The organism is Endozoicomonas elysicola, assembly GCF_000710775.1.
Taxonomy (GTDB): Bacteria; Pseudomonadota; Gammaproteobacteria; order Pseudomonadales; family Endozoicomonadaceae; genus Endozoicomonas; species Endozoicomonas elysicola.
This window is the reverse complement of the sequence record NZ_JOJP01000001.1, coordinates 2,627,085-2,650,552: the sequence shown is the minus strand read 5'-3', so window position 1 is coordinate 2,650,552 and position 23,468 is coordinate 2,627,085. Positions and strand designations below refer to the sequence as shown.

Sequence of the window (23,468 nt, the reverse complement as noted above, 5' to 3'; positions counted from 1 at the left end):
GGCTGCTTTAATCTTAATCCCGCCTTTTATAAAATAACATCTACTTATTATCTTTTTTTATCAACAAACTCCCTCGATTGCCCCATAAAATAAGCCTAAAAAATCTGAATAGGAAAAAATATATACCCTTAATATTTTAGGGATATATATTTCAACTACTGAAAATTAAATACCGCCCTCATTAATACCATTAATTTGCTTTCATTTATGATTTCAAAGGCCAAGTGATATGGAAAATAGAATTGGTGAATTAAGCAGTGGATACACTTTTAGTGTTCCAGATCATAGCCCAAAAAATCAAGAGCCTCATGATCATAGCCAACGTAGCTGGGGGGCAGGCTATAAAGTTTCAACAGAAGAAAACCCTCAAAAATATTGCCATGCTTGCTGTTCTCCTCAAATACATTCATCTGAAAGAACAATAAAAACTCTCGAGGGTGTAAGAGCCGAACTAAAAAAAGAAGCCTCTAGTCAAAGTGAACACTTGAAAGCTCAGCTCAGAGCTAAGGCGGAGAGTGCTGGAAAACCGCTGGCACAAGAGAAATGGAGTGGAACTGTTACGACGCAGATAACTGGAGATGGAGTCCCTCCGAACACTTATGTTGGAGTAACAATGTCAACTATTGAGACAATAGAAACTGGCCAGATCACAATTAATGATGAAGAGCTCTCCAAATTTATGAATCTATTGGTATCTGCATGGTCAGACCCTGAGCAGTTATTCTTGGATTTTTCCGATCTCTCTACTCCGAGCTCTAAGGAAAACAGTCGTGGCTTCAGCCAGCTGTATGACAATCTCAAGTTGGTTGCTGCTGACGCTAATATCCTTGGTGCAAAACAGGTGAAGTCTGCTGATAGCATATACTCATCCAAAGGGCTGAATGATGAAGCAAAAGCATTTCAATTGTTAAGAAGCATTAGAACATCAATTTGTAGTAATCCAGAGAATAGCTCCAGGCAAAAGCAGTGCGAAGCTATGGTAGAAGCTCTTAGAAGCATATCTGATGATTACAATAGATCTATGGATGAAATGGTTAAAGAAGCATTCGAATGAAGATACACCCAGAGTACAATAATGACTTATTGTACTCTGGGTGCTTTCATCTACTGTTCCTGTTCACAAAAACAAAACCAGCATCAACACAATCAAGGAGACAATCATTGCGGGCATGGTTCGCTTGGCGAGCTCCAGTGGGCTCACACCGGCAATACCGGCACAGACAATAGCCGCACCTGCCAGAGGCGATGCAGTTCGACCAATGGCGCCAGCCACCGCTGAAGCGGTACCCATATTGGCAATGGTCATCCCGAACTGCTCTGCGAAAGGCGTAACGGCTTCGTTAAATGCGAAAGCAGCAGCATCACCAGTGCCAGTCAGGATCGCCAGAATAAATGGGCCGAGGGTTGAACCAAACTTCGCAAGGCTCGGTGTATTAATCAGCCAGTTCAGGAAAACATCCACCATCCCCAGTGCCTTCATACCGGCAACAAATACGCTGGCCGCGATAATGATACCAATAACATCCGCGTAAGCTGTCCCCATACCATTGAAGAATTTCTTGGTCGCTTCCTGAGGGTTCATGCGGGTAAGCAGCAACGACAGCACCACACCGATCAGCATGGCCTGCGGAACCCCCATTTTGATCGCAGGCATCACGGAAGAACCCAGAATCAAAATGGATACTGGCAGTACCGGCATCAGGGCATACAGCGGATTAACCTTATCAACCTGGTTTTCCATGGTGCCTTCGGTAGCCTGCACCAGATGACCAGTGTGTTCCTTTCTAAAATAGGCGATTGCGGTCAGAATGATTGCACCAGCAATACCGGCAGCTATCGTTGCCGGAGCATGAACAGCAATCACTTCCATAACCGTCTTACCACTGAGCTCAGAGATAAAGGCATTGTGGGCCGACCCCGGGCTCAGCATGCTGCCATAGGTTCCGGCCAGAACAGCCGCACCCGCCATGGCCGGATGAATACCTGCAGCCATCAGCAGAGGAATCATGGTTGCCCCTACCGCAGCAGAACAACCCGCTGCACTCGGGAGAGCAATATTGATAGCAAACGTGATCATGGTCGTTCCCGGTATCAGAAGGCCCCCGCCCTTCTTCAGTACACCGGTCAACGCTTTTACCAGATGCATATCACAGCCGGTATATTTCATCACAAAGGCAAAACCCATTACGGAACAGATGGCCTGAATCAGCCCCCCTGACGTCATGCGCCCGGCAAAACTGTCCAGTGCCAGCATCGGCTGCAGTGCCACTATCGACATCAGCAGTCCCGACGCAAACAGGACCATTCGGGTTTCCAGACGTTTGATTAAGCAATAAACGGTACCACACAGAATCAACAAGCCGATGAACGGTAACATACGGCCTTCCCCCCATTCATTATCATTGATATTGGATTGAATACTGTTCTGCCAAGGCGCGTTGATAACAGCCTGAACCCAATCAGGCTGTCAGCCTCCTATGAGCCATTCAGAGCCAGAAGCGAGCGGGCCATCACATCCATAGTGATACTCAGCACTGACTCATCAAAATCAAATTCCGGGTTATGGTGTCCACCACAGGTGGGCGAACAGAACATCAGGTAAGTAGCCTGTCCGCCGCTCTTCTGAACAGCATCCATCAACACCGAAGCATCTTCAGAAGCTTTCAGAGGTAATTGATGAACCACTTCAGTAACCAGAGGACAGTCCTTCAGCACGGCTTCCATTCGTTCTGCCAATGGTTCGTCACAAGAAGCAGCCAGCGCATGACCGACCAGTTGCAACTCGTGTTCAACGCCGTACATCAACGCACTGCCTTCAGTCACCCTATTGGCCTGATCCAGCATAAAGGCATTGATCTCATCGTTCTCACCGCGAAGCTCCACCATCATTTTTGCTTTATCTGCAATAATGTTGCGACCGCTGCCGGCATTCAGTGACCCGACATTAACTCGGGAGCCCCCGTCCGAATGACGGCTGATGCCGTGTAACCCCAATGCACAATTAGCAGCAGCCAGCAGTGCGTTACGACCTTCCTGGGGATTATTGGCAGCATGGGATGAACGACCACTGAAACGGATATCCAGCTTGCTGGTTGCCAGCATATCGCAGGTTCTTGCGGATACCGTACCGACCGGGTATTGACTGATGCCAATATGTCCGGAAACAAAGTGATCGACATCCTTCAGCCAGCCACGATCCGCCACTGCTTTTGCTCCACGGCACCCCTCTTCCGCAGGCTGGAACAACAACTGAATTCGACCATTGAGCGAATCCTTGTTCAGGGCAATAAACTCGGCCAGGGCCAGGCCGGTAGTAATATGACCATCATGACCACAGGCATGCATATACCCTGGATGGGTGGACTGAAAACCTGCTTTGACTGGAATATGGCTCTCGGAGTCAGCTTCTCTGACAGGCAAACCATCAATATCAAAACGAAACAGAGAGTTTACCCCGGGTCGTCCACTCTCCAGAGTGACCATCAGACCTGTGTGGCCACCAGCAATCTTTTCAATAAACCCGGCATCCGCTTCAGTCTGTTCAAGACGACGGTGAGCAGCCAGTAACAATTGCACACTGGGAAGACCTAGTCGACTATCACTGTTGAGCAGGTCTTTACCAATGGTAAAGGTGAAGGGAGCATCTAGCTTTTTCAGGTGCTGATAAATATGCCAGGTGGTCAGATACTCCTCCCAGCCCGGCTCAGGAATCTGGTGAAAGAATCGTCTGATCGCCGTGTACTTCTCTTTATTGGCGCTTACAAAATCCGACGGCATGAGGGTCATCACAACAATCTCCTATCAACTGGATTTATATAAGATTCTTAGGGGCCTGTTGACGTTACAAATTCAGGCTGCCAGCTTTCTCATGGTGCGCTTCAGCACCCTGGCGGCATTCCAGATATCATCAAACGGGGTAAACTCTTCCGGGTTATGACTGATCCCGTTCACCGATGGCACAAACAGCATGGCAGTAGGAATTTCTCTGGCCATATACATGGCATCATGCCCTGCCCCACTCTGCATGGGCATGGCTGGAATAGACTCCTCCAGACAGGACTGATTCAGCAGCTCTGCGATGTCATTATTCAGATGGACCGGCTTTTCTTCTGAGAGACGGGTAATAAAGACGGTAACGCCTTCCAGTTCAGACACAAAAGTCAATAAGTCATGGTTAGTTCGTTGAATGCTGCCCGTATCAATCCCACGGATATCGATACTCATCACCACTTTTCCGGGAATCACATTCATGGCATTGGGAGAGACCTCCATACGGCCAACCGTACCTACAGTACCGTGGAGTGCCTCACGCTGGGCAATGGTATTCACCCGGGTCACCACCTGAGAAGCAGCCACCAGCGCATCGTGGCGCAGCCCCATTGGTGTAGCGCCGGAGTGATCTGCAATGCCGTTGATTTCAATCAAAAACCGAGTTGGCGCCGCAATGGCAGAGACCACGCCCAAACTCAAATGGTTATCCAGTAACACCCTGCCCTGTTCAATATGACACTCTATGAAGGATTTATAATTTGCTGGGTTAATTCGCACCTGGTCCAGCTGATCGGGGTCAAGTCCATTGTCTCTCAGGGCATCAAAGATATTTTTGCCATCACTCCCCCGCGTCTCCCGCCATTTATCCAGGTCAGCTTGCCCAGTCATCAGCTTGCTGGCCATGCAGCTGTGGCCAAAACGACTGGACTCTTCTGCTCTGAAAATAATTAATTCAAGAGGATGGTTCAGTGCTTCTTTTTGCAGTTCAATCAGCGCATACAACCCAGCAATAACCCCCACTGCACCGTCATAACAACCACCGTCAGGTACACTGTCAAGGTGGGAGCCAGTGGCAACCACCGGCCTGTTTTTTTCTCCGTGAATACGGGCAATCAGGTTGCCAAAGCCATCGCTGCGATAGGCGATGCCATGCTGATCAAGAATCTGGCTGATAAATTCGAAGGCTTGGTTTTCAGGTGGTGTGAAGGCGATGCGATTCATGCCATGGCTGGAATGACCAATACTGGCAAGCTTATCGAACAGGAGCTGGAGGGCGGCTTTTGTAGTAGACATCTTAACTTACCCCTCAAAATACGGATACTAGGCATGTGTTTCGAGAGAAGTTTTGATTTCAATCAAATGTCTACATCAATAAGCGACAATAAATGATAGAAAAAGAAAATTCATGCAAATATTTGTGCAAAGTTTATTCATCAATAACTAATACCAATCGTGCTTTTTAACTCCCGTTATGAGCAAGAAGATTTGAGCCTTAAGACAAGGCGGCGTGAGGAGTCATAGCCTTAGCTATGGCGACGATCGGCAACGCAGGATTAAAGCTCAAATCTTCAGCGCAATAGGGAGTTAGAAGGTTCGATTGGTATAATATATGCTGAGTTTCTGATCATCAGTTGATAGCTATTTATCTGATGAGGGCTGCAGTGAAACAAAAATAGTATTGAAATAGTTGATCTCAGAAATCTGGTTTCCCAGGATAGAAACACCAAGAGAGAACATGTCATCCAATCCTGCCCCCTGATGTTTAATACCGGTGTTCATCAGACACTCCAGGACATAAACAGACCAGCGATATATTCTGGAATCTGTATCCATAATCATGACAGTACCGGTGATATCATCCCACCCAATGATATTGAGATAATGCCAGTTTAATGGCCCCATAATCACCAGTGGAATCACAGCATGCCCCATGGACAAGTGTGACTGAATCTCATCCCTCATTCGCTGAAAGGTGGTTGCAGAATAGAACTCAAAATAAAAGCCAGACCTGTTCGATAGAGCAACATACTCATTCATGTAATCGGCCAGCCAGACAGGAAAAGCTCCAACATCCAACGACAGCCTTGTGGTAATTAACTGCAGAAAACTGTTGATATAAAACAGGCGCATTGGATAGTTGAGCGTTTTAAGAAGATGATTGTCGATATTTAACCGCTCATCAAACCGGTGATCGATATATTCTCCCAAAGTCTTGGGCACACTTTGGGCAAAATGGACGTACTCAGAGTCGGATAAAAAAATACTCTCCCCTGAGACAAGTATCATGGCCCGTGCAATAGCATTCGGACCACAGGACCATAGCTTTATTTGATTGTATTTATGCTGACCGGGAATTTCCTGCAACGCTTTTTGAACATTGTGAACAGGAAATGAAAAGGTGTAATTATCAACTTCACCGTCAAGCCTGTACCGGGTTTTCTCAACGCACTCCTTTCTTGCTACGGGTTCTGCCATAACAACTAGAGTCAAAGACAGCAGAAAAGCCAGCATAACTGAACATACTGCACCGGAAATATTCACTATGCCTTTATGTGATAATGGAAAGAGAGCCCAGTATAGTGTTAAAGATAAACCTGCAGAGAGTGAATTAATGAAGCCGTGCAGTTAATTTTGAATAATTTACAGATAAATCATTTTTTTCGTCATTCCGCCATCAACCACAATATTGGCACCATTGATAAAGTCATTATCTTCATGGGTCAGAAACAGGCAGGTATTCACAATATCCCTTGGCTTACCCACACGCCCTGATGGGTGCTGCCGGTGATCCTGCTCAGTCAGGTCATCGTAATTTTCAGTTTGAATCCAGCCAGGACTGATGGCATTCACCGTAATCGGTGTCTCTGCCAGTGAGATGGCCAGCGTATTGGTCAGTGAGATCAGCCCACCTTTAGAGGCACCATAAGCTTCCCAGCCAGGCTCATTCTGGTGCCAGCGGGTCGAGGCAATATTAATAATACGACCATAATATTCATCTTTATGGGCTTTAATAAACGCCCTTGCACAGTTAAAACTGCCATTCAAATTGACATCAATAACCTGGGAAAACTCTGAAGAAGAGAGATCCTCTACGGGTTTATTAAATTGGCTGATAGCACCATTATTGATCAGGACATGAACTACACCGTATTTGCGATCAAGCTCGCTAAAAGCCGCCTCAATCTCATCCGGCTTTCCAAGATCAACACAGTAGTAATCTATACTTGGAGCTTCAGGCTTATGCAGGTCGAAGCCAATTACAATAGCTCCTTGATCGACATATGCCCTAGCAATGGCATTGCCAATACCCTGGCTGGCGCCTGTGACAATCACAACTTTCTCTGAATACATACCGTGATTACATCCGTTGCAGGTAACCAAAAGACTGGTGTCAAGTAATTTGCCAATGATAGCATTCAGCCCCTTTGATATCGTCCACTAAACACACTAAGTACTTTTCAATGGCCCGATGTTCAGTTTCTCTCTCATTCATTACATTGATTCTTTTCTGCTTTTCCTCACATGCCCTTGCTCACCCGGTTACTGAGTTGGCCAGGGATCTTGAAAATCGCCATGGAGGACACATCGGTATTGCTGTAATGGATACGTCAAACCAGTCTCTGTGGGATTACCGGGGCAATACCCGCTTTCCATTAATGAGTACCTTCAAGACGCTGGCCTGCGCCAAACTGCTTGCTGATGCAGATCAGAAAAAACAGAAACTGACCACTGAAGCCATGATTACCAGGGAATCACTGGTTACCTACTCTCCGGTAACCGAGCCGTTGACAGGCCAAAGAATTACGCTGGAACAGGCCTGTGATGCGACAATGACCACCAGCGACAATACTGCGGCAAACCTGGTACTGACTGGGATTGGTGGTCCACAGCAACTGACAGACTTTCTCCGTTCTACAGGGGACACCGTTACACGCCTTGATCGTATTGAGCCCGAATTGAATGAAGCAAAACAGGGAGACCTAAGAGATAGCACAACCCCTCTGGCAATGGCAGATACCCTGAACCAGCTAATACTGGGGAATACTCTCTCTGACGGCTCTAGGGCACAGCTGAAAACATGGATGATGGGCAACCAGGTAGCAGACAACCTGCTTCGCTCTGTGCTTCCAGAAGGCTGGTCAATTGCCGACCGCTCAGGTGCAGGCGGCCATGGTTCGCGGGGAATTACCGCCATTATCTGGAGTGAAAAAAGGCTGCCACTCATCATCAGTATTTATATGACGGGTACAAACGCCAGCTTTGAAGAAAGAAACCAGATAATTGTAAAAACAGGTGAGGCTGTTTTTAATCATTTTGGGATCCAGTGATTCAATACCTGTATATTTTTATCCCCCTTTTTCTATATACCTCTACACTGCACTGACCATTTATTGAATGTGCAGTGTAGAAAGTGAAATACTCAGATTCATTTTCAGCGGGTAATAAAGAAAAAACGACGCTTCATGTCACTCGTCGACGATTTTTTCTGGATTCGCTACTCTCCTTTGCTGGACTTTCCATGATGCTTGCCAGGCCGTCTGAAGCTGCAGCAGAAAATATGCAATCAAATAAATACAAACACCTGAAAGGAAACTGCCACGAAGATTATATGAAAATGGCCATTTCCGTTGCTGGGCAAGAGCCTGAATATCCATTTGGCTCTGTCATTGTTGATCAAGGTTCCGGGGAAGTTATCGCGACCGGCTTTAACCGGGTTGCTGAAAACCCGATTTTTCACGGTGAGATTGATGCGATCAATCAATGCGCACATGTTTATCATTCCAGAGACTGGTCAAACCTTTCGCTTTACACCACCGCAGAGCCCTGCCCTATGTGCCAGAGTGCTATTGAATGGTGTGGTATTCAAAACGTTTATTACGGAACATCAATCCCTTATTTGACACAGCTGGGATGGAAGCAAATTGATATACGTGCGGAGGAGGTGGCCAGAAGAACACCATTCAGAAAAACGAAGGTCATTGGTGGAATACTGGAAGCGGAGTGTAACGACTTATTTGAAGCCATCAAAAAAGCGAGCTGGGAGTGAATATCAGTCATCCCCGAATGTCATCCCAATCCTGAGTCACCGTCATGAAGTACACAGATAGGCTTCTTATCCCCCAAAGATCGTTATTAACAAATTTCATTGGCTCAATTATATCATCAAACCAATCTCCAGATTGGAAGTACAAAACACTTGCATTAATGCATACCAATACTCAAAATGACATATATAATGGATAAATAATGCAAGCCATCAATTATCCTGTTGACAAGTGCTGCATGCTAAATAGTATGGAGCGCCAGTTTAAGTAACCTTAATGTGTATACAACAGCTATACGTATTGCCAGGAAGAGAGCCCTCAGAAACAGACTATGGCTAAAATCAGTAGTGAAGAGCGTGCCCGCCGTAAACAAATGTACGACGCAGTTATTCTGAATATATTTATGACAGAAAGCTGGGAGGCCATCACTTATGATCGCCTGGCCAGAGAACTGACCATCAGCAAATCAACGCTACAGCGTTACTACCCCAGCAGAATGCACTTTGTGACCGCCCTCCAGGGCAAAGTGATGCCAATTGTTGCCAGAAATCTCGACTTCTCCAGCAGCCAGTTATTTATTTCATCCTGGGAATCAGCACTAAGAAATGATCTTCATTTCAGGAATGTCGTCAGGATGTTCATTGATAACCTGATGTCCCGTTCACCACACCCCTCCACTCAGGGAGCGATGATGCGTCTGCTGGATCAGTTGCAAACGGTGACTTCTGATGAAGATGCCCATAAAACATTGAAAATAGCTCTGGGTACCTCAGTTTTGTCCTTCAATAATTTCTTATAAGTAAAAGCCACTATACCTATTTTTATTAAACATCCCTAAATTGCATACACATATGCAAAATAAATAATAAAGCTCTGGAGTTTCAATTGCCATGAAAGGTCACCTTACCGTTTTCAGCCTGATTGCCATGTTCATTACTACCCTCTTTATTCAACCAGTACAGGCTTCTGGTTGGGAGCTACTGGGCGAGAAACAAGTCAGTCGCCGTACAGAAGCTGACACTATTTTCGTGGGAGCCCGTGAAGGGTTATTTCGGAAGATTCAGTTCAAGGTTCGTGGCGCAGATGTGGATTTCAAGCGGGCCATCATCCATTACCGAAATGGTCAGACCCGTGAAATTGCCATGAAAGGCCTGGTTCGCAAGAACAACAGCACCCGCCAAATCGATCTGCCAGGTAAAACCCGTGCCATAGAAAAAGTCTCCTTCTGGTATCAGACCCAGGGCAAAGGGCGCGCCCAGGCAACAGTACTGCTCTGGGGTAAAGAAGCCTGATCATAAGAAAAGGAATCACTGATATGAAAAAGCTGCTCTCACCACTGTTGTTATTATTGTCTCTTGGCCTGGTTTCTCAGCCTCTGATGGCCGACTTAAGAGTGGATGATCGTGTGGATCGTCGTGATGACCGTAGGGACTACCGCCAGGATGACCGCTGGGATGATCATCGACGGGTCAGAGTACAACCCATTGTTGTCCCTCGCAGAAGGGTTATTAATAACATTGTGGTGATTCGTCCATACGGTCACCCCTATGGGGGTTATGGTCACTATCACAACGATAATGATGCGGTAAAATGGTTGGCATTCACGGCCATTACACTGAAAATTCTTGATAACATCAATGAAGCTGCCCAGCGGGAACACGAAGCGGCGCAGGTTAAAGCGACGACTGCTCCGGTAGGTGAAAAGATCATCTGGAGTGATGGTGACGCCAATGGTTATGTTGTTGCCACCAAAGAAGGCAAAAGCTCAACCTCCGGACTGGTCTGTCGAGAGTTTCAGCAGTCTGTTACGATTGGAGGAAAAACAGAGGAAGCCTGGGGACAGGCCTGCCTTCAAGAAGATGCTTCATGGCAGATTGTTCAGCCAGCATAGGTCTGAAATGGAGACTGGATGAATACACATGCTGTTACTCAAGCTATAGAAAATGTGCGTGCAAAATCTTTTGGTAATTCTGAAGGTACAGAGCACTCTGTTACTATCAATTTTCATCCAGATCGATATACACCAGATAATGTGCCTTTATTGTTAGCTATTGCCAAAACGGGAGAATTAAGGTCTCAATTTGAAACCGCTACAAGTAATGGTGGCTTAACTGCATACAACGGTGGTGCACGCTGGCTTTGGGAACAACGGATTTTTGGAGGGGCTTATGATAAAGCGCCTTTACACCTTAGGCCTAAGTATGGTGCTCTTAATTTCCGTAAGTACAAAACCGGTGCAGCACCACGTTTTGGGTCAGCCTTTTTCCAACTGAAATCCCATGTTCTGGAGCGTACAACGTTCTGTTACCCAGACAGCTTCTTTGAACCAGAAGATTGTGCCGTATCCAACACAGTCAGTTCATTAATAGCAAAAGCCTCGTTAGACCAAGTTGACTTACTGGATGATTATATTGAAGCCCATATTCATGGAGTTGTTTCAATAAAAACGGACGTGGAATGTTTGGTTTTAGATCCAATATACAGATTCAGTGTCGTAGAGGAACACGCTCATCAACTAGGTATTACCATAAATTGGCATGATGGTTATGAATTACAGGTCAATGTTATGAGCCGTTACCCTAGCTACAGGGGTAAACAGTTCATTCAACTAGCTCGCAGCCTTGCGGTAAACGGCACCGTCAATGCCAGGCTATTAGGCACAGCAATTACTGAACAGGGTTACGACGAGCAAGAAATCAAGAAAATCTGGCACTATTTAGCAAGGTATGGATACTTGTCAGCACGAGCATGACCAATGATTACAACATGCTCTGATGTGAAAAGAAGTCTTAATGTTATTGAAGTATTGTTCAGCAACGCCGGATGACCTAGAGAGTATTGTCTCTTTACTGTCCAATGCCCCATTATTCAGCCTAACTTAGAGCGGCCATTAAATTATTTTCGAGAGCTGAAGATTGAAACACAGAGATCACAAAGAGCACTAAGGAAAAGAAAGATTCTTCTTTGTGCTCTTAGTGACCTCTGTGGTTCAACAAAACATTCTGTCAGTCAGTTTTCCGAACCACTTTGAAATTATCCCATGCCTGGGAGGTGGGCATCACTTCAAGGCTGTTGATATTGATATGCGCTGGCTGCAGGGCAATCCAGAGAATAATATCGGCAATGTCTTCCGGGCGGAGCGGATTAACCCCTTTATAAATACTGTCACTCTTCTCCTGATCCCCCTTGAAACGCACCAGTGAAAACTCGGTTTCGCACATGCCAGGTTCAAGGCTGGTCACTCGGACGCCACTGCCCGCCAGGTCACAGCGGAGGTTGCGGGAGAACTGGGCAACAAATGCCTTACTCGCTCCATAGACATGACTCCCCGGATAAGCCCAGTTAGAAGCCACAGAAGCCAGGTTAATGATGGAGGCTTTGGGTTGTTCACGCAGAACCGGCAGCAACTTATGGGTCACATTCACCAGTCCGGTCACATTGGTATCAATCATGGTCTGCCAGTCTTCCAGGCTGGCTTCCCACGCCGGTCCTGCTCCCAGCGCAAGACCGGCATTATTCACCAGAACCTCAATATTTCGAAAACTGTCGGGCAGTGAATCCACCATATCCGATACCGCCTGGGTATCGCGAACGTCCAGAGTCACACTGTGAACCGGGACTTTAGGCGTCAACTCATCCGCCAGCGTCTGCAGACGTTCTGAACGGCGACCGGTGATGATCAGGGAATGACCATGCTCAGCAAACAACCTGGCACAGGCCAGACCAAAACCGGAGGTTGCCCCTGTGATCAAAACAGTGGATGAACTCATTCTGCGTAACTCCATTTCATTTCTTGTGTCGCAGTTTACATCAAAACACCACATAAACTGCCTTGATCAGTGAAAGCGATGCCAGAAGCATCATAAAGGAAAATGCGATTTGTTGAACCCTACCGGTTTCGTAGAAGTGGAAAAAGACCTTGCCTGCCAGGGCACCCGAGATACAAACCGGGAGCAATCCCAGAAAAAGGTCAAATACCGAGTCCAGATCCTTTGTGCCCATCAGAATTAATGACACACATAATATGGAACTGATCACAAAATACATGATGAGTGTTGCCCGCTGTTTTCGCAGTGACAGCGATGAGTTCACCATGTGCATGATCACCGGGATCCCCCCCGCCGATACGGCACTGGTTGTCCAACCAGACATCACGCCACAGATCCAGCCGGACTTTATCACCGACTGAGCAACGCTGGATGGCAGATAACTCAACAGTCCCATCAACAGAATAACCAGCGCCACCAGCAGTCTCAGCGTGGATTCTTCCAGATAAAACAGCAGAAACAACCCGGCAGGCATGCCTGCAACGCCAGCCAGTAATAATGAATTCAGGGTTCGGACACAGCATTGGCGCCAGCTGCCCAGCAGAAGCGGCAACCCGGTCACAGCATCCAGAAGCAACACCACAGGCACGGCAATATGAACCGGATACCACTGACCGATAGCCAGTATTGAAATGGCGGCAAAGCCAAATCCTGTATACCCCCGGATCATCGCAGCAATGGCAACAGGAACAAACAGTAACCACTCGATCGACAACATACATAATCCCTATCAACCCATCTCAGTCTAATCACTGGGAACCAGGACCATTAGAGACAGAAGCTGTTTTTTTTAGGGACAGAGTCATCATTAAGGTTAATTCTTGCTATACCGCTACCGGTAATCTTGATGGACAGTCCAAGGGGTATGCCTGAGCTGAAATAACCTGAGCCAGAATTTGAATACCCGGTGTAATGGCTTCAGGAGCAATGGCTGAAAATCCCAGTCGGATAAAGTTGCCCGGTGATTTTGACGACAGAAAATGAATATCTCCCGGTTCAATAATAATGCCTTCTGTGGCACAGCTGGATACCAGTGAATCCAAATCAATACCACCGGGCAACTGCAGCCAGAAAGAACAACCACCTGACGTGTGATTAATGATGCTCCCGGGAAGATAGCGCTCAAGGGCTTCGCTCATCACCTGCCACTTTTCACCATAGCTTTTGCGAAGCTTGCGCAGATAGCTGTCGTAGTAGCCCATGGAAATAAACAGGGCTGCGGTTCTCTGATTGTTCATGGGAGGGTGTCGATACATGAGGCGCCGTAACATCCTGGCCTGTTGAATCAGTTCAGCATCCGCCACAAGAAACCCGATTCTCAGCCCTGGCGACAACGACTTCGAAAGACTGCCCACGTAGATCACCCGCCCGGACTGATCCAGGCTCTTCAAGGCAGGATGAGGCTGCGCCTGAAGGTTTGTTTCGCTCTCATAGTCATCTTCAATAATGATGAAATCTTTCTCACTGGACTCAGACAACAATGCCTGCCGTCGCTCCATCGACATGGTGACATTGGTGGGTACCTGATGACTGGGCGTCAGGTACACATAATTACAGGTATCCATTTGGCTATCCGGAATCACGCCCTGATCATCCATCCCCAGCGGAACCACCTCCGCTCCATGGTGGGCAAAGATATTTCTGGCATCCGGATAGCCTGGGTCTTCCATGCCCAGCCGAGTATTCTCTCCCACCAACAGGGATGCCAGAAGATACAAGGAGTTCTGGGTGCCCACAGTCACCAGTATTTCATCCGTGCTGACCTGAATCCCCCGCTTACTCAACACATGCTGCTTTAACTGATCAACCAGAAACTCATCATCATTGTCCATAAAATCCGAAACCCACGCTTTCATCGCACTCTGCCGCTGGGCCAGACGACTGCATTCACGCCACTGATTCAGAGGGAAAAGTGAATGATCAGGCTGGCCAAAAACAAAAGGGTATGGGTAATCCTGCCAGTCTGAGGGTTTCCTGATGTTTTGATAGCTGGAAAGATCCCTGACAAGTCGATCTTTCCAGCAAATCGAAGAAGAACATGAGTCCGATACTGACGAGTTCAGAGAAAAGGTTCTGGACACCAGTTGCGTATTCTGTGACAGGTAGTCTAGGTTGACAAAATAGCCGCTTCGTTCCCGTGAGATCAGAAATCCCTCGTCCACCAGTTTTTCATAAACCAGGACAATGGTATTTCTGGAAACCTTGAGCATTTCCGCCATCTTCCGGCAGGATGGCAACGCTCGATCGCCAAAATGGTTCTGATGAATCATGGTGGTTAGGTGCTCGCGAATCTGCTCCTGAAGACCTCTTGCCCGGGTAAAGTCAATATGCAGCAAATGCTCACTCATTCGTCATCCATCTCCTTTAGCCTCACCATTTTGGAGCAGTATTCCTATCAACTCCCTTTCTAAACACCTGCCCTACCTGCAAAGCAAGTTTCTGGCCAACCATTTGCTGATTACTGGCCTTATAAAAAAACAAAACTGTCACTAGGCGAGATTTGCAGGATTTTTTTAGTTTGAAAAAAAGCACAAACGCCAGGGAGTAAACCAATGAACATTGCAGAAATTGATCGTCAGCACGTCTGGCACCACCTTTCACAGCACGCCATCTATGACCATAAACAGCCTCCTGTCATGGTGAAAGGTGAGGGACTGAAAGTCTGGGACATCAATGGTAAGGAATACCTGGATGCTTCTGCCGGTGGCGTATGGACGGTGAATGTCGGCTATGGCAGACGTTCAATTGCGGAGGCCGTAAAACAGCAGCTGGAAACATTAAACTTCTTTGCAGCAACAGCTGGCACACCGGTTGCTGCAGAGTTCAGCAAGAAGTTGCTGGAGAAGATGCCGGGCATGAGTCGAGTCTATCTGTCTAACTCAGGCTCTGAAGCCAATGAGAAAGCCTACAAAATGGTGCGTCAGATCGCCCATAAGAAATACAACGGAAAAAAACACAAAATTCTGTACAGAGAACGGGATTATCACGGCACAACCATCACCTGCCTCAGTTCAACTGGACAGGAAGAGCGACGTTCACAGTACGGCCCTTTTACTCCCGGTTTTATCGAAATCCCTCATTGCTGCGAGTACCGGAGTCAGTATGGCGATATCGCAGACTATGGCATCCGCGCTGCAAAGGCGATGGAAGAGGTCATTCTGAAAGAGGGGCCTGATACCATTGGTGCAGTTGTCCTTGAGCCCATTACTGCAGGAGGTGGCGTCATTACCCCGCCGGAAGGGTACTGGCAGAAAATACAGGAAATCTGTCGTAAGTATGACATCCTGCTGCACATTGACGAAGTGGTCTGCGGCATGGGCCGTACCGGTGCCTGGTTTGGTTATCAGCATTACGGTATCAAGCCGGACATTGTCACTCTGGCCAAGGGCGTCGCTTCAGGCTACGCCGCCATCTCCTGCACCGTGACCACAGAAGCAGTGTTCAATCTGTTTAAAAGCAACCCTGAAGACCGGGAAGACTATTTCCGTGATATCAGCACCTTTGGCGGATGCACTGCCGGGCCCGCAGCGGCACTGGAAAACCTGCGAATTCTGGAAGATGAGAAGCTACTGGAAAATGCCAGCCATATGGGTGAGTACCTGATGGCTGGTCTCAGACAGCTTCAACAAAAGCACCCTATTGTTGGCGATGTCAGGGGCAAAGGCCTTTTCCTCGGCATTGAGCTGGTCAATGACCCTGTATCCAAAGAGCCGGTAGATGAGCAGGTAGCCATCAAGGTAGCAGGGCTTTGCCTTGAGAAGGGCTTGATGATTGGCAGAACCAACCGCTCCTTCAGCCAGTTCAATAATACCCTCTGCCTCAGCCCTGCGCTGACCATCAACCAGGAGGAAGCGGATCGTATCCTGAGCATTCTGGATGAAGTGATTACAGAGATATCACCTTAGAAGACACTGTACTTCAAACAGTGCACGACAAAGTAAACACCCTTACTAACGCACCCACTTGGTGCAACCCAAACTTATAAATACAACCAGTCACCATAAACTGAAAGGAAACAGTCATGAGCAAAACCGGTACATTTAAAAATACGCTGGGTACGGTAGCCCTCTCTCTCGGTCTGGCGGTTACTTCTGGCATCAGTTATGCCAAAGACGTGGTCACCATCGGTTACCAGGGAATGTTTAACCCCTGGAAATACGCCATCGACCAGAAATTGGTTGAAAAGGAGACCGGTGTTGAGATCAAGTGGCGGAAGTTTGATTCCGGCGCCAAGGCCATTACCGGCATTGCCTCTGGCAGTGTTGACCTGACCGTAGCCGGTTCCAGCCCTATTGCCACTGCCGTCAGCCGGGGTGTTGATGTGGAGCTGGTCTGGATTATGGAAAACATTGCTGAGGCAGAAGCTCTGGTAGTTCGTGATGGCAGTGGAATCAAGTCACCTTCAGATCTGAAAGGTAAGCGGATTGCCGTACCTTTTGTTTCGACCACCCATTACCACATGCTCTTCGCCCTGAAAGAGTTTGGCCTGAGTGAAAAGGACGTAAAGCTGGTCAATATGCAGCCCAATGCCATTTCTGCCGCCTGGGCCAGAGGTGATATTGATGGTGCCTTTATCTGGGACCCGGTACTGGGCAACATCAAGAAAGAAGGCTCTGTACTTATTTCATCCAAAGAGCTGAGCAACTGGGGTAAACCGACCTTTGATGGTCTGATCGCCAGTAAGTCCTTTGCCAAAGAATCTCCCGAATTTGTGGCAAAAGTGATCAAGGTAATTGCTAAGGCCGACAGTACTTACCGCCAGGCAGGTGCAGACTTCTCCAGCGAACACCCTATCGCACAGTCTGTCAAAAACATCGTAGGTGGTGAACTGGATCAGGTGGTCGAAGCAATGGCCCTTTATGAATTCCCGGATATCCCTGCACAGGTTTCCTGCAAGTGGCTTGGCTGCCAGATGGAAGGCGGTGCTGCAAAAGCGCTTCTTTATACCTCCGAATTTCTGCTGGAAGAAAAGAAGATCAATGGACTTCAGGATGACTACAGCACATTCGTAAACCCGGCCTATGCCGAACTGGCCATGAAACTGACCGAGTGATTCCGGAACACTTTTTGCCTGTCATCAGTACCTGACTTAGAAAGGTCAGGTACTCCTATTTGCTGGATAAGGAAGTAATCACATGAGTATGGACAAGGTACTGAGAATCCGGGACGTCTCAGTGGAATACCCCGGTTTGCAGGGAGGCTCCCCAGTTACTGCCCTGTCCGGTGTTAATCTTGAGATCGAACAGGGAGAACTGGTCGTCGCCCTTGGTGCTTCGGGCTGTGGTAAAACGACACTGCTCAATCTTATTGCCGGCTTTATCAGACCCACTAAAGGTTATCTGACACTGGGCAGCTCAACGTTAACGGGTGTCCCCCGGGTATCCATGGGGCGCGACATTGGTGACCAGATTCTCGGCCCCAGCGCTGAACGCGGTGTGGTTTTTCAAAAGCATGCCCTCTTCCCGTGGATGAATGTGGTAGAGAACACAGAATTTGGCCTGAAGCTTCAAGGCATCAGTGCCGCAGAGCGCCGTGAAAAAGCAGAAAAATACCTAGCACTGGTAGGCCTCCATGATTTTCATCAACACAAGGTGTATCAGCTGTCCGGTGGTATGCAACAGAGGGTTGGTATTGCCAGAGCCTTAACCAATGACCCAAGCATTCTGCTTCTGGATGAGCCACTCGGCGCACTGGATGCTCTGACTCGGGAAACACTGCAGGAATTGCTGCTGGACGCCTGGCAAGCCACCAGCAAAATGATGTTCTTTATTACCCACAGTGTCGAAGAAGCACTGTTTATGGCCTCAAAACTGATCGTCATGTCTCCCAGGCCTGGGCGGATAACCCACGCCTTTGACCTGAACTTCAACCGTCGTTTTCTGGAATGCAGGGATGCAAGAGCGGTTAAATCTGAACCGGACTTTATTGCCATGAGAGAAAAAATTCTCTCCATCATTCACCAGGATGAAGTTCAGGAGGCTTGCTGAAATGAACACAGAACCCATCCCACTGGAACAGTGTGAAGCAGACAGGCAACCGACACCATTGCTGGTTAAATTAAAAGACAAAATCCTGTCAAAAACCATGACACCCGGCAGTTATTATGGCGAGCCTGGTCAGGGAGACAGTCGACTCATTGCCATAGTCACCACCCTCTGCTGCATTCTGATATGGCTGGCCGCCACAGAACTGGGCTGGATCAACCCCTTGTTTCTACCTTCCCCGCTTGATGTGGCAGCCAGAATGGGAGAGCTGGTGACGGATGGTTTTGCCGGAGCGTCCCTTGCTGAACACATGCAGGCCAGCCTTGGCCGTGTTTTTGGAGCATTCATACTGGCAGCAGTCACTGCGATTCCTGTGGGAATATTGATCGGTTGCAATGTCTGGTTTCGCGGTATTTTCGATCCCATTATTGAATTTTACCGTCCACTACCACCACTGGCTTATCTGCCACTGATCATTATCTGGCTGGGCATTGACGAAGCCAGTAAGGTAACCCTGATCTATCTGGCTATGTTTGCCCCTATTGCTTTAAGTGCACGTGCGGGTGTCAATGCCGCCAAAAGTGAACAGATTCAAGCGGCCTATTCCATGGGAGCCAGCAAACTGCAGGTGCTATACCATGTCATTATTAAAAGTGCCCTGCCCGAGATACTGACCGGGCTGAGAATTGGTATCGGCTTTGGCTGGACGACACTGGTAGCCTCAGAAATGGTCGCCGCTGAAGCAGGTATCGGATTTATGGTGTTGAATGCTGCTGAGTTTATGGTAACGGATGTGGTTGTAGCAGGCATTATTATTATTGGATTAATTGCCTATAGCTTTGATTTACTGATGCGCCACCTGGAAAAGAAACTGGTGCCTTGGAAAGGTTATTGATCTAAACTTTTCAATACTAATCAAGTGTAACCACCAAAGAAAATCATTAAGGACGCTGCGAATAAGTCACTTCTCCCAAAACCAAAGTAAAATCAATGGTTGCGTGAGAGAGGACCATAAAGATTTATTCGCTCATTCCGTACCTGACACAGATGTTTTCAGACTTTGCATATGTTTTTACTTATGCATTAGTTCTACATAAACTCACTAACTTTTATAACTCACTCAAAAATGGCTAAGCAGCCGCAGTCGCTCCATAGAATCTTCCTGCACCTGCGCTCAAAATATCCTGTTTCTGCCATTCTGCCAACGAGCTAGCCATCAAAGCATTTTGGTATACATCTATCATGTACCCTTTACCGAGAAGGCCACACGTATCAAAGAAGTTTCTACCGTATTTATTACCGGCCACCAAAAGATCCTTTTTATCAAGGTAAGATAAATCACTATTGGCTACCTCAAGAACATATGAGTTCAGTAACATTTCAGCACCAGCGCCTTCAATCAATGCTACATCATGCAGTATGGAGTTATTACTGTATGATGGCCCAAGAAGATCTTTTTTATCATGGGAATCTAGTGTGCGGTTTTCCAAAATACCCCTGATCAATAGAACGATAATATCAAGACTCCTAAATGCCAATGCTCTCTTTAAATTATGAAGTTCCGGATCGCCCTTAAATAATCGCTTGATATCCCAGGAAGGCAATCCGGACTCATTAATTAAAGCAAGCATATCTCTTACGGCTTGAACACGATTTTTACCACAGGCAGCGGAAAGTCCAGGGGCACCTCTTTCATTATTTGCCATCAACAAATCCAGTTTTTCATAAGAAGTAAGCCCTTGAATAGCACTTGCGACGGCACTCTTTGAAAAACCTTTATGGCCAAAATGGCCTTGTTTCAAACCCTGGAACATCATTCCTGCATCAGGCTTTCCAAACATATGAACATCACATTGATCACGATCTGGAATCATCGTATTAGAATTGATACAGCCTGACCGCAGACTTTTATCAGGAAAGTACTCACTGATGTCACCTCCCGCCATTAAATAATCGATTGTAAGACCGCGGGCATCCAGCGGAGAAGTTAATCCGTAAGTACAGTGTAAATCTGTCAGATTCGGATCATAGAAAATAACTTTAAGACTTCCTTCCTGCTTTTTAAATCGCAGGCTCATTGCATGATCACTTGCCCGAAACATGAAGCACTTTTCCTCCCCCACACGCATATTCCAATGCTTCTCAGCAATTTTCTCAATGGCATCCTGAATGCAATCAATGCTGAAATAATAAGCTTCATCTGACTGTCCCTGTTTCTCTATCTCTCGCAATTTTTTATCATCAGGAATTTGAGCAGCAAGTGCTTGAAGTTTAAATGGACTATCAACCTGTAAAAAAGAGCTCTTTCCTCGGCCAAAGGTGCGGTCTGTATAAGCTTGTGCTAAATTCCTACACGCAATAACATCATCTTTGTCTGTTTTACCTGGCCACATAACTATACAATTCAAATAAGCTGCAGGTTCATCCTTAGATCGATATGAGGGTAATAAGCCGACATGATCCCCGGAAAACACTAATCTACACTCCACTGAACGCTCACTATCCTTCACCTTATGAAGCTTTCCTGCGATATAGGGAGACACTAACTCAGGCAACACAGAAGCAATTTTAAATAAAGCGAGAGGCTTTCGAAGCGCTTGAGAAAACCAGGCATCGGGGTGCTTTTGAACTAGGCGGGGAGTAACACCATCCAATACATTAACAGTGTAAAAACCAAAAACTGCTTTAACCGTATTAACAAATGTTTTAACAGCACGAATAATCAGCCATGACTGGGCATGTTTATGCCAGGAATGAGAAAGAGACTCCAGAGTACTTAATTGGATTCCAGCCATGGTTAATTACCTTATTTTTTATTTGATGAAGCCATTCAGTTGTTCGGTTAAATCCCGGAAGACTCACATTTTCCGTATGTCTTGAATACACTTCATATTTGTGTACTAATGTTTTTAAAAGTTCCCCATCATTAATAAAATTGCAAATAAAAAGGCCAGTCTCAAAGAGAACTGGCCTTTTTAATTTTCAGCTGTTAAATCAAAGAATTAGCCACCAAAATCATCCAACAGGATATTTTCAGGCTCTACGCCTTGATCTTCAAGCATCTTAATCACAGCTGCGTTCATCATGGGCGGTCCACACATGTAGAACTCACAGTCTTCCGGAGCCGGGTGATCCTTCAGGTAATTATCGAAAAGAACCTGATGGATAAAGCCGGTATAACCCGTCCAGTTATCTTCCGGCAGCGGATCAGACAGCGCCAGATGCCATGTGAAGTTTTCATTTTCTTCAGCCAGCTTGTCGAACTCATCCACGTAGAAAGCTTCACGGAGAGAACGTGCACCGTACCAGAAAGAGATCTTCCGCTTGGAAGAAAGACGCTTCAGCTGGTCAAAGATGTGCGAACGCATTGGTGCCATACCTGCACCACCGCCTACGAAAACCATCTCGTTATCGGTCTCTTTGGCAAAGAACTCACCAAATGGTCCGTATACGGTCATCTTGTCGCCTGGCTTCAGGTTGAAGACGAAAGAAGACATCTTACCAGGCGCAAAGTCAGTACCCGGAGGTGGTGAAGCAATACGGATATTGAACTTCAACAATCCCTTCTCTTCTGGGTAGTTGGCCATGGAGTAGGCACGAATAGTCTCTTCGTCCACCTTGGAAACGTACTGCCACTGGTTAAACTTGTCCCAGTCACCACGATACTCTTCTTCAATATCGAAGTTTTTGTACTCAACCGTATGAGGAGGACACTCCAGCTGAACATAACCACCGGCACGGAAGTTAACGTTTTCACCTTCAGGCAGTTTTAACACCAGCTCCTTGATGAAGGTAGCCACGTTCTCATTAGAGACAACTTCGCACTCCCACTTCTTGACGCCGAAGAGTTCTTCTTCAACTTCAATTTCCATGTCCTGTTTAACAGCGACCTGGCAGGAAAGACGCCAGCCTTCTTTCTCTTCACGCTTGGTGAAGTGAGAACGCTCGGTTGGCAGCATTTCACCACCACCGGAGAGCACCTTACACTTACACTGTGCACAAGTACCACCACCACCACAGGCGGATGGCAGGAAAACGCCTGCACCGGACAGCGTATTCAGCAGTTTGCCACCAGCAGCGGTAGTCACGCCTTTTTCCGGATCTTCGTTGATCCCGATGGTCACATCACCAGTGCTTACCAGTCTCGAACGGGCGGCGAGGATGACCAACACCAGCGCCAGTACGATAATGGTAAACATGGCAACGCCATAGATAATATTTGAATCCATATCGTCCCAATCCCCTTACAGCTGTACGCCAGAGAACGACAGGAAGCCCAGAGACATCAAACCTACGGTAATGAAGGTAATGCCCAGACCTCGCAGTCCCGCAGGTACATCGCTGTACTTGAGCTTTTCACGAATGCCCGCCAGTGCCGCAATAGCCAGCGCCCAACCCATGCCTGCACCAAAGCCGTACACTACAGACTCGCCCAGATTGTAGTCACGCTGCACCATGAACAGTGACGCACCCATGATGGCACAGTTCACCGTGATCAGTGGCAGGAAAACACCTAGTGCGTTGTAGAGTGACGGTACAAATTTATCCAGAAACATTTCCAGAATTTGTACCAGTGCCGCGATAACACCAATGTAGGTGATCAGACCGAGGAAGCTCAGGTCAACTCCCGGCACCAGCGCGTCAGGCTTCAGTACGTTCTGGTAGATGATGTTATTAATCGGCACGGTGATGGTCAACACAGCAACCACCGCCACACCCAGGCCCATCGCAGTTTTCACCTGCTTGGACACGGCCAGGAAGGTACACATCCCCAGGAAGAAAGCCAGCGCCATGTTTTCCACGAACACTGCTTTCACAAAAAGCGAAATAAAATGTTCCAT

At 47.2% G+C, this 23,468-nt stretch carries 22 protein-coding genes; 11 read left to right on the top strand and 11 right to left on the bottom strand.

All coding sequences use genetic code 11. From position 1 onward, the window contains the following. Positions 1–229: 229 nt before the first annotated feature. A complete protein-coding gene (locus GV64_RS24720) occupies positions 230–1,054 on the top strand; it encodes a hypothetical protein (RefSeq protein WP_152554028.1) in 825 nt (274 codons plus the stop codon). A 63-nt stretch (positions 1,055–1,117) separates the two neighbouring features. Here GV64_RS24720 and dcuC read toward each other — a convergent pair whose 3' ends face one another. From dcuC to GV64_RS11330, 5 genes are all read right to left on the bottom strand, one after another. After that, positions 1,118–2,377, bottom strand: coding sequence for a C4-dicarboxylate transporter DcuC (dcuC, locus tag GV64_RS11350; RefSeq protein WP_020582952.1), 1,260 nt, complete (start codon positions 2,375–2,377; stop codon positions 1,118–1,120). Positions 2,378–2,475: 98 nt separating this feature from the next. After that, entirely contained in the window at positions 2,476–3,786 is a 1,311-nt protein-coding gene (locus GV64_RS11345) for an amidohydrolase (RefSeq protein WP_020582951.1), read from the bottom strand. 63 nt (positions 3,787–3,849) lie between these two features. Further along, on the bottom strand, positions 3,850–5,064 hold the full coding sequence (locus GV64_RS11340; protein WP_020582950.1) for a Zn-dependent hydrolase: 1,215 nt from the start codon (positions 5,062–5,064) through the stop codon (positions 3,850–3,852). Positions 5,065–5,409: 345 nt separating this feature from the next. Then, positions 5,410–6,282, bottom strand: a complete 873-nt coding sequence (locus GV64_RS11335) for a hypothetical protein (RefSeq protein WP_020582949.1) — start codon at positions 6,280–6,282, stop codon at positions 5,410–5,412. Between the two features lie 129 nt (positions 6,283–6,411). Continuing rightward, positions 6,412–7,122 carry an SDR family NAD(P)-dependent oxidoreductase gene (locus tag GV64_RS11330; protein ID WP_020582948.1) on the bottom strand — a complete coding sequence of 237 codons (711 nt, stop codon included), beginning with the start codon at positions 7,120–7,122 and terminating at the stop codon, positions 6,412–6,414. Between the two features lie 110 nt (positions 7,123–7,232). Here GV64_RS11330 and bla point away from each other — a divergent pair, with 110 nt between their 5' ends. The 6 genes from bla to GV64_RS11300 all read left to right on the top strand — a co-directional run bounded on the left by bla (position 7,233) and on the right by GV64_RS11300 (position 11,568). Next, the gene (gene bla, locus GV64_RS11325) at positions 7,233–8,099 is read left to right on the top strand and encodes a class A beta-lactamase (protein ID WP_051087816.1); all 867 of its coding nucleotides are present in this window, start codon (positions 7,233–7,235) and stop codon (positions 8,097–8,099) included. 83 nt (positions 8,100–8,182) lie between these two features. After that, the gene (locus GV64_RS11320; protein ID WP_201772479.1) at positions 8,183–8,818 is read left to right on the top strand and encodes a nucleoside deaminase; all 636 of its coding nucleotides are present in this window, start codon (positions 8,183–8,185) and stop codon (positions 8,816–8,818) included. A gap of 329 nt (positions 8,819–9,147) precedes the next feature. Beyond that, on the top strand, positions 9,148–9,615 hold the full coding sequence (locus GV64_RS11315) for a TetR/AcrR family transcriptional regulator (RefSeq protein WP_020582945.1): 468 nt from the start codon (positions 9,148–9,150) through the stop codon (positions 9,613–9,615). A gap of 91 nt (positions 9,616–9,706) precedes the next feature. After that, positions 9,707–10,108: a hypothetical protein gene (locus GV64_RS11310; protein ID WP_020582944.1), complete on the top strand. Its 402-nt coding sequence runs from the start codon at positions 9,707–9,709 to the stop codon at positions 10,106–10,108. 23 nt (positions 10,109–10,131) lie between these two features. After that, entirely contained in the window at positions 10,132–10,707 is a 576-nt protein-coding gene (locus GV64_RS23780) for a hypothetical protein (RefSeq protein ID WP_020582943.1), read from the top strand. Between the two features lie 18 nt (positions 10,708–10,725). Next, entirely contained in the window at positions 10,726–11,568 is an 843-nt protein-coding gene (locus GV64_RS11300) for a DUF3626 domain-containing protein (protein ID WP_020582942.1), read from the top strand. 253 nt (positions 11,569–11,821) lie between these two features. Here the strand turns inward: GV64_RS11300 and GV64_RS11295 are convergent, their stop codons facing one another. The 3 genes from GV64_RS11295 to pdxR form a co-directional block, all read right to left on the bottom strand. After that, positions 11,822–12,586: an SDR family oxidoreductase gene (locus GV64_RS11295; RefSeq protein WP_026258304.1), complete on the bottom strand. Its 765-nt coding sequence runs from the start codon at positions 12,584–12,586 to the stop codon at positions 11,822–11,824. Positions 12,587–12,626: 40 nt separating this feature from the next. Beyond that, positions 12,627–13,361, bottom strand: coding sequence for a sulfite exporter TauE/SafE family protein (locus GV64_RS11290; RefSeq protein ID WP_020582940.1), 735 nt, complete (start codon positions 13,359–13,361; stop codon positions 12,627–12,629). A gap of 106 nt (positions 13,362–13,467) precedes the next feature. Beyond that, entirely contained in the window at positions 13,468–14,991 is a 1,524-nt protein-coding gene (gene pdxR, locus GV64_RS11285; RefSeq protein ID WP_020582939.1) for a MocR-like pyridoxine biosynthesis transcription factor PdxR, read from the bottom strand. A gap of 204 nt (positions 14,992–15,195) precedes the next feature. Between pdxR and GV64_RS11275 the strand changes: the two genes are divergently transcribed. From GV64_RS11275 to GV64_RS11260, 4 genes are all read left to right on the top strand, one after another. After that, entirely contained in the window at positions 15,196–16,548 is a 1,353-nt protein-coding gene (locus GV64_RS11275; RefSeq protein WP_020582937.1) for an aminotransferase family protein, read from the top strand. A 116-nt stretch (positions 16,549–16,664) separates the two neighbouring features. Beyond that, complete coding sequence (gene tauA / locus GV64_RS11270) at positions 16,665–17,696, top strand: taurine ABC transporter substrate-binding protein (protein ID WP_020582936.1); 1,032 nt, start codon at positions 16,665–16,667, stop codon at positions 17,694–17,696. 82 nt (positions 17,697–17,778) lie between these two features. After that, positions 17,779–18,630 (top strand): ATP-binding cassette domain-containing protein, encoded by an 852-nt coding sequence (locus tag GV64_RS11265; RefSeq protein ID WP_020582935.1) that lies wholly within the window; start codon positions 17,779–17,781, stop codon positions 18,628–18,630. A gap of 1 nt (position 18,631) precedes the next feature. Beyond that, positions 18,632–19,522: an ABC transporter permease subunit gene (locus GV64_RS11260; RefSeq protein WP_020582934.1), complete on the top strand. Its 891-nt coding sequence runs from the start codon at positions 18,632–18,634 to the stop codon at positions 19,520–19,522. Between the two features lie 235 nt (positions 19,523–19,757). Here the strand turns inward: GV64_RS11260 and GV64_RS11255 are convergent, their stop codons facing one another. The 3 genes from GV64_RS11255 to nqrE all read right to left on the bottom strand — a co-directional run bounded on the left by GV64_RS11255 (position 19,758) and on the right by nqrE (position 23,468). Further along, a complete protein-coding gene (locus tag GV64_RS11255; RefSeq protein WP_020582933.1) occupies positions 19,758–21,422 on the bottom strand; it encodes a hypothetical protein in 1,665 nt (554 codons plus the stop codon). 207 nt (positions 21,423–21,629) lie between these two features. Continuing rightward, entirely contained in the window at positions 21,630–22,856 is a 1,227-nt protein-coding gene (nqrF, locus tag GV64_RS11250; RefSeq protein WP_020582932.1) for an NADH:ubiquinone reductase (Na(+)-transporting) subunit F, read from the bottom strand. 15 nt (positions 22,857–22,871) lie between these two features. Further along, entirely contained in the window at positions 22,872–23,468 is a 597-nt protein-coding gene (gene nqrE / locus GV64_RS11245) for an NADH:ubiquinone reductase (Na(+)-transporting) subunit E (RefSeq protein WP_020582931.1), read from the bottom strand.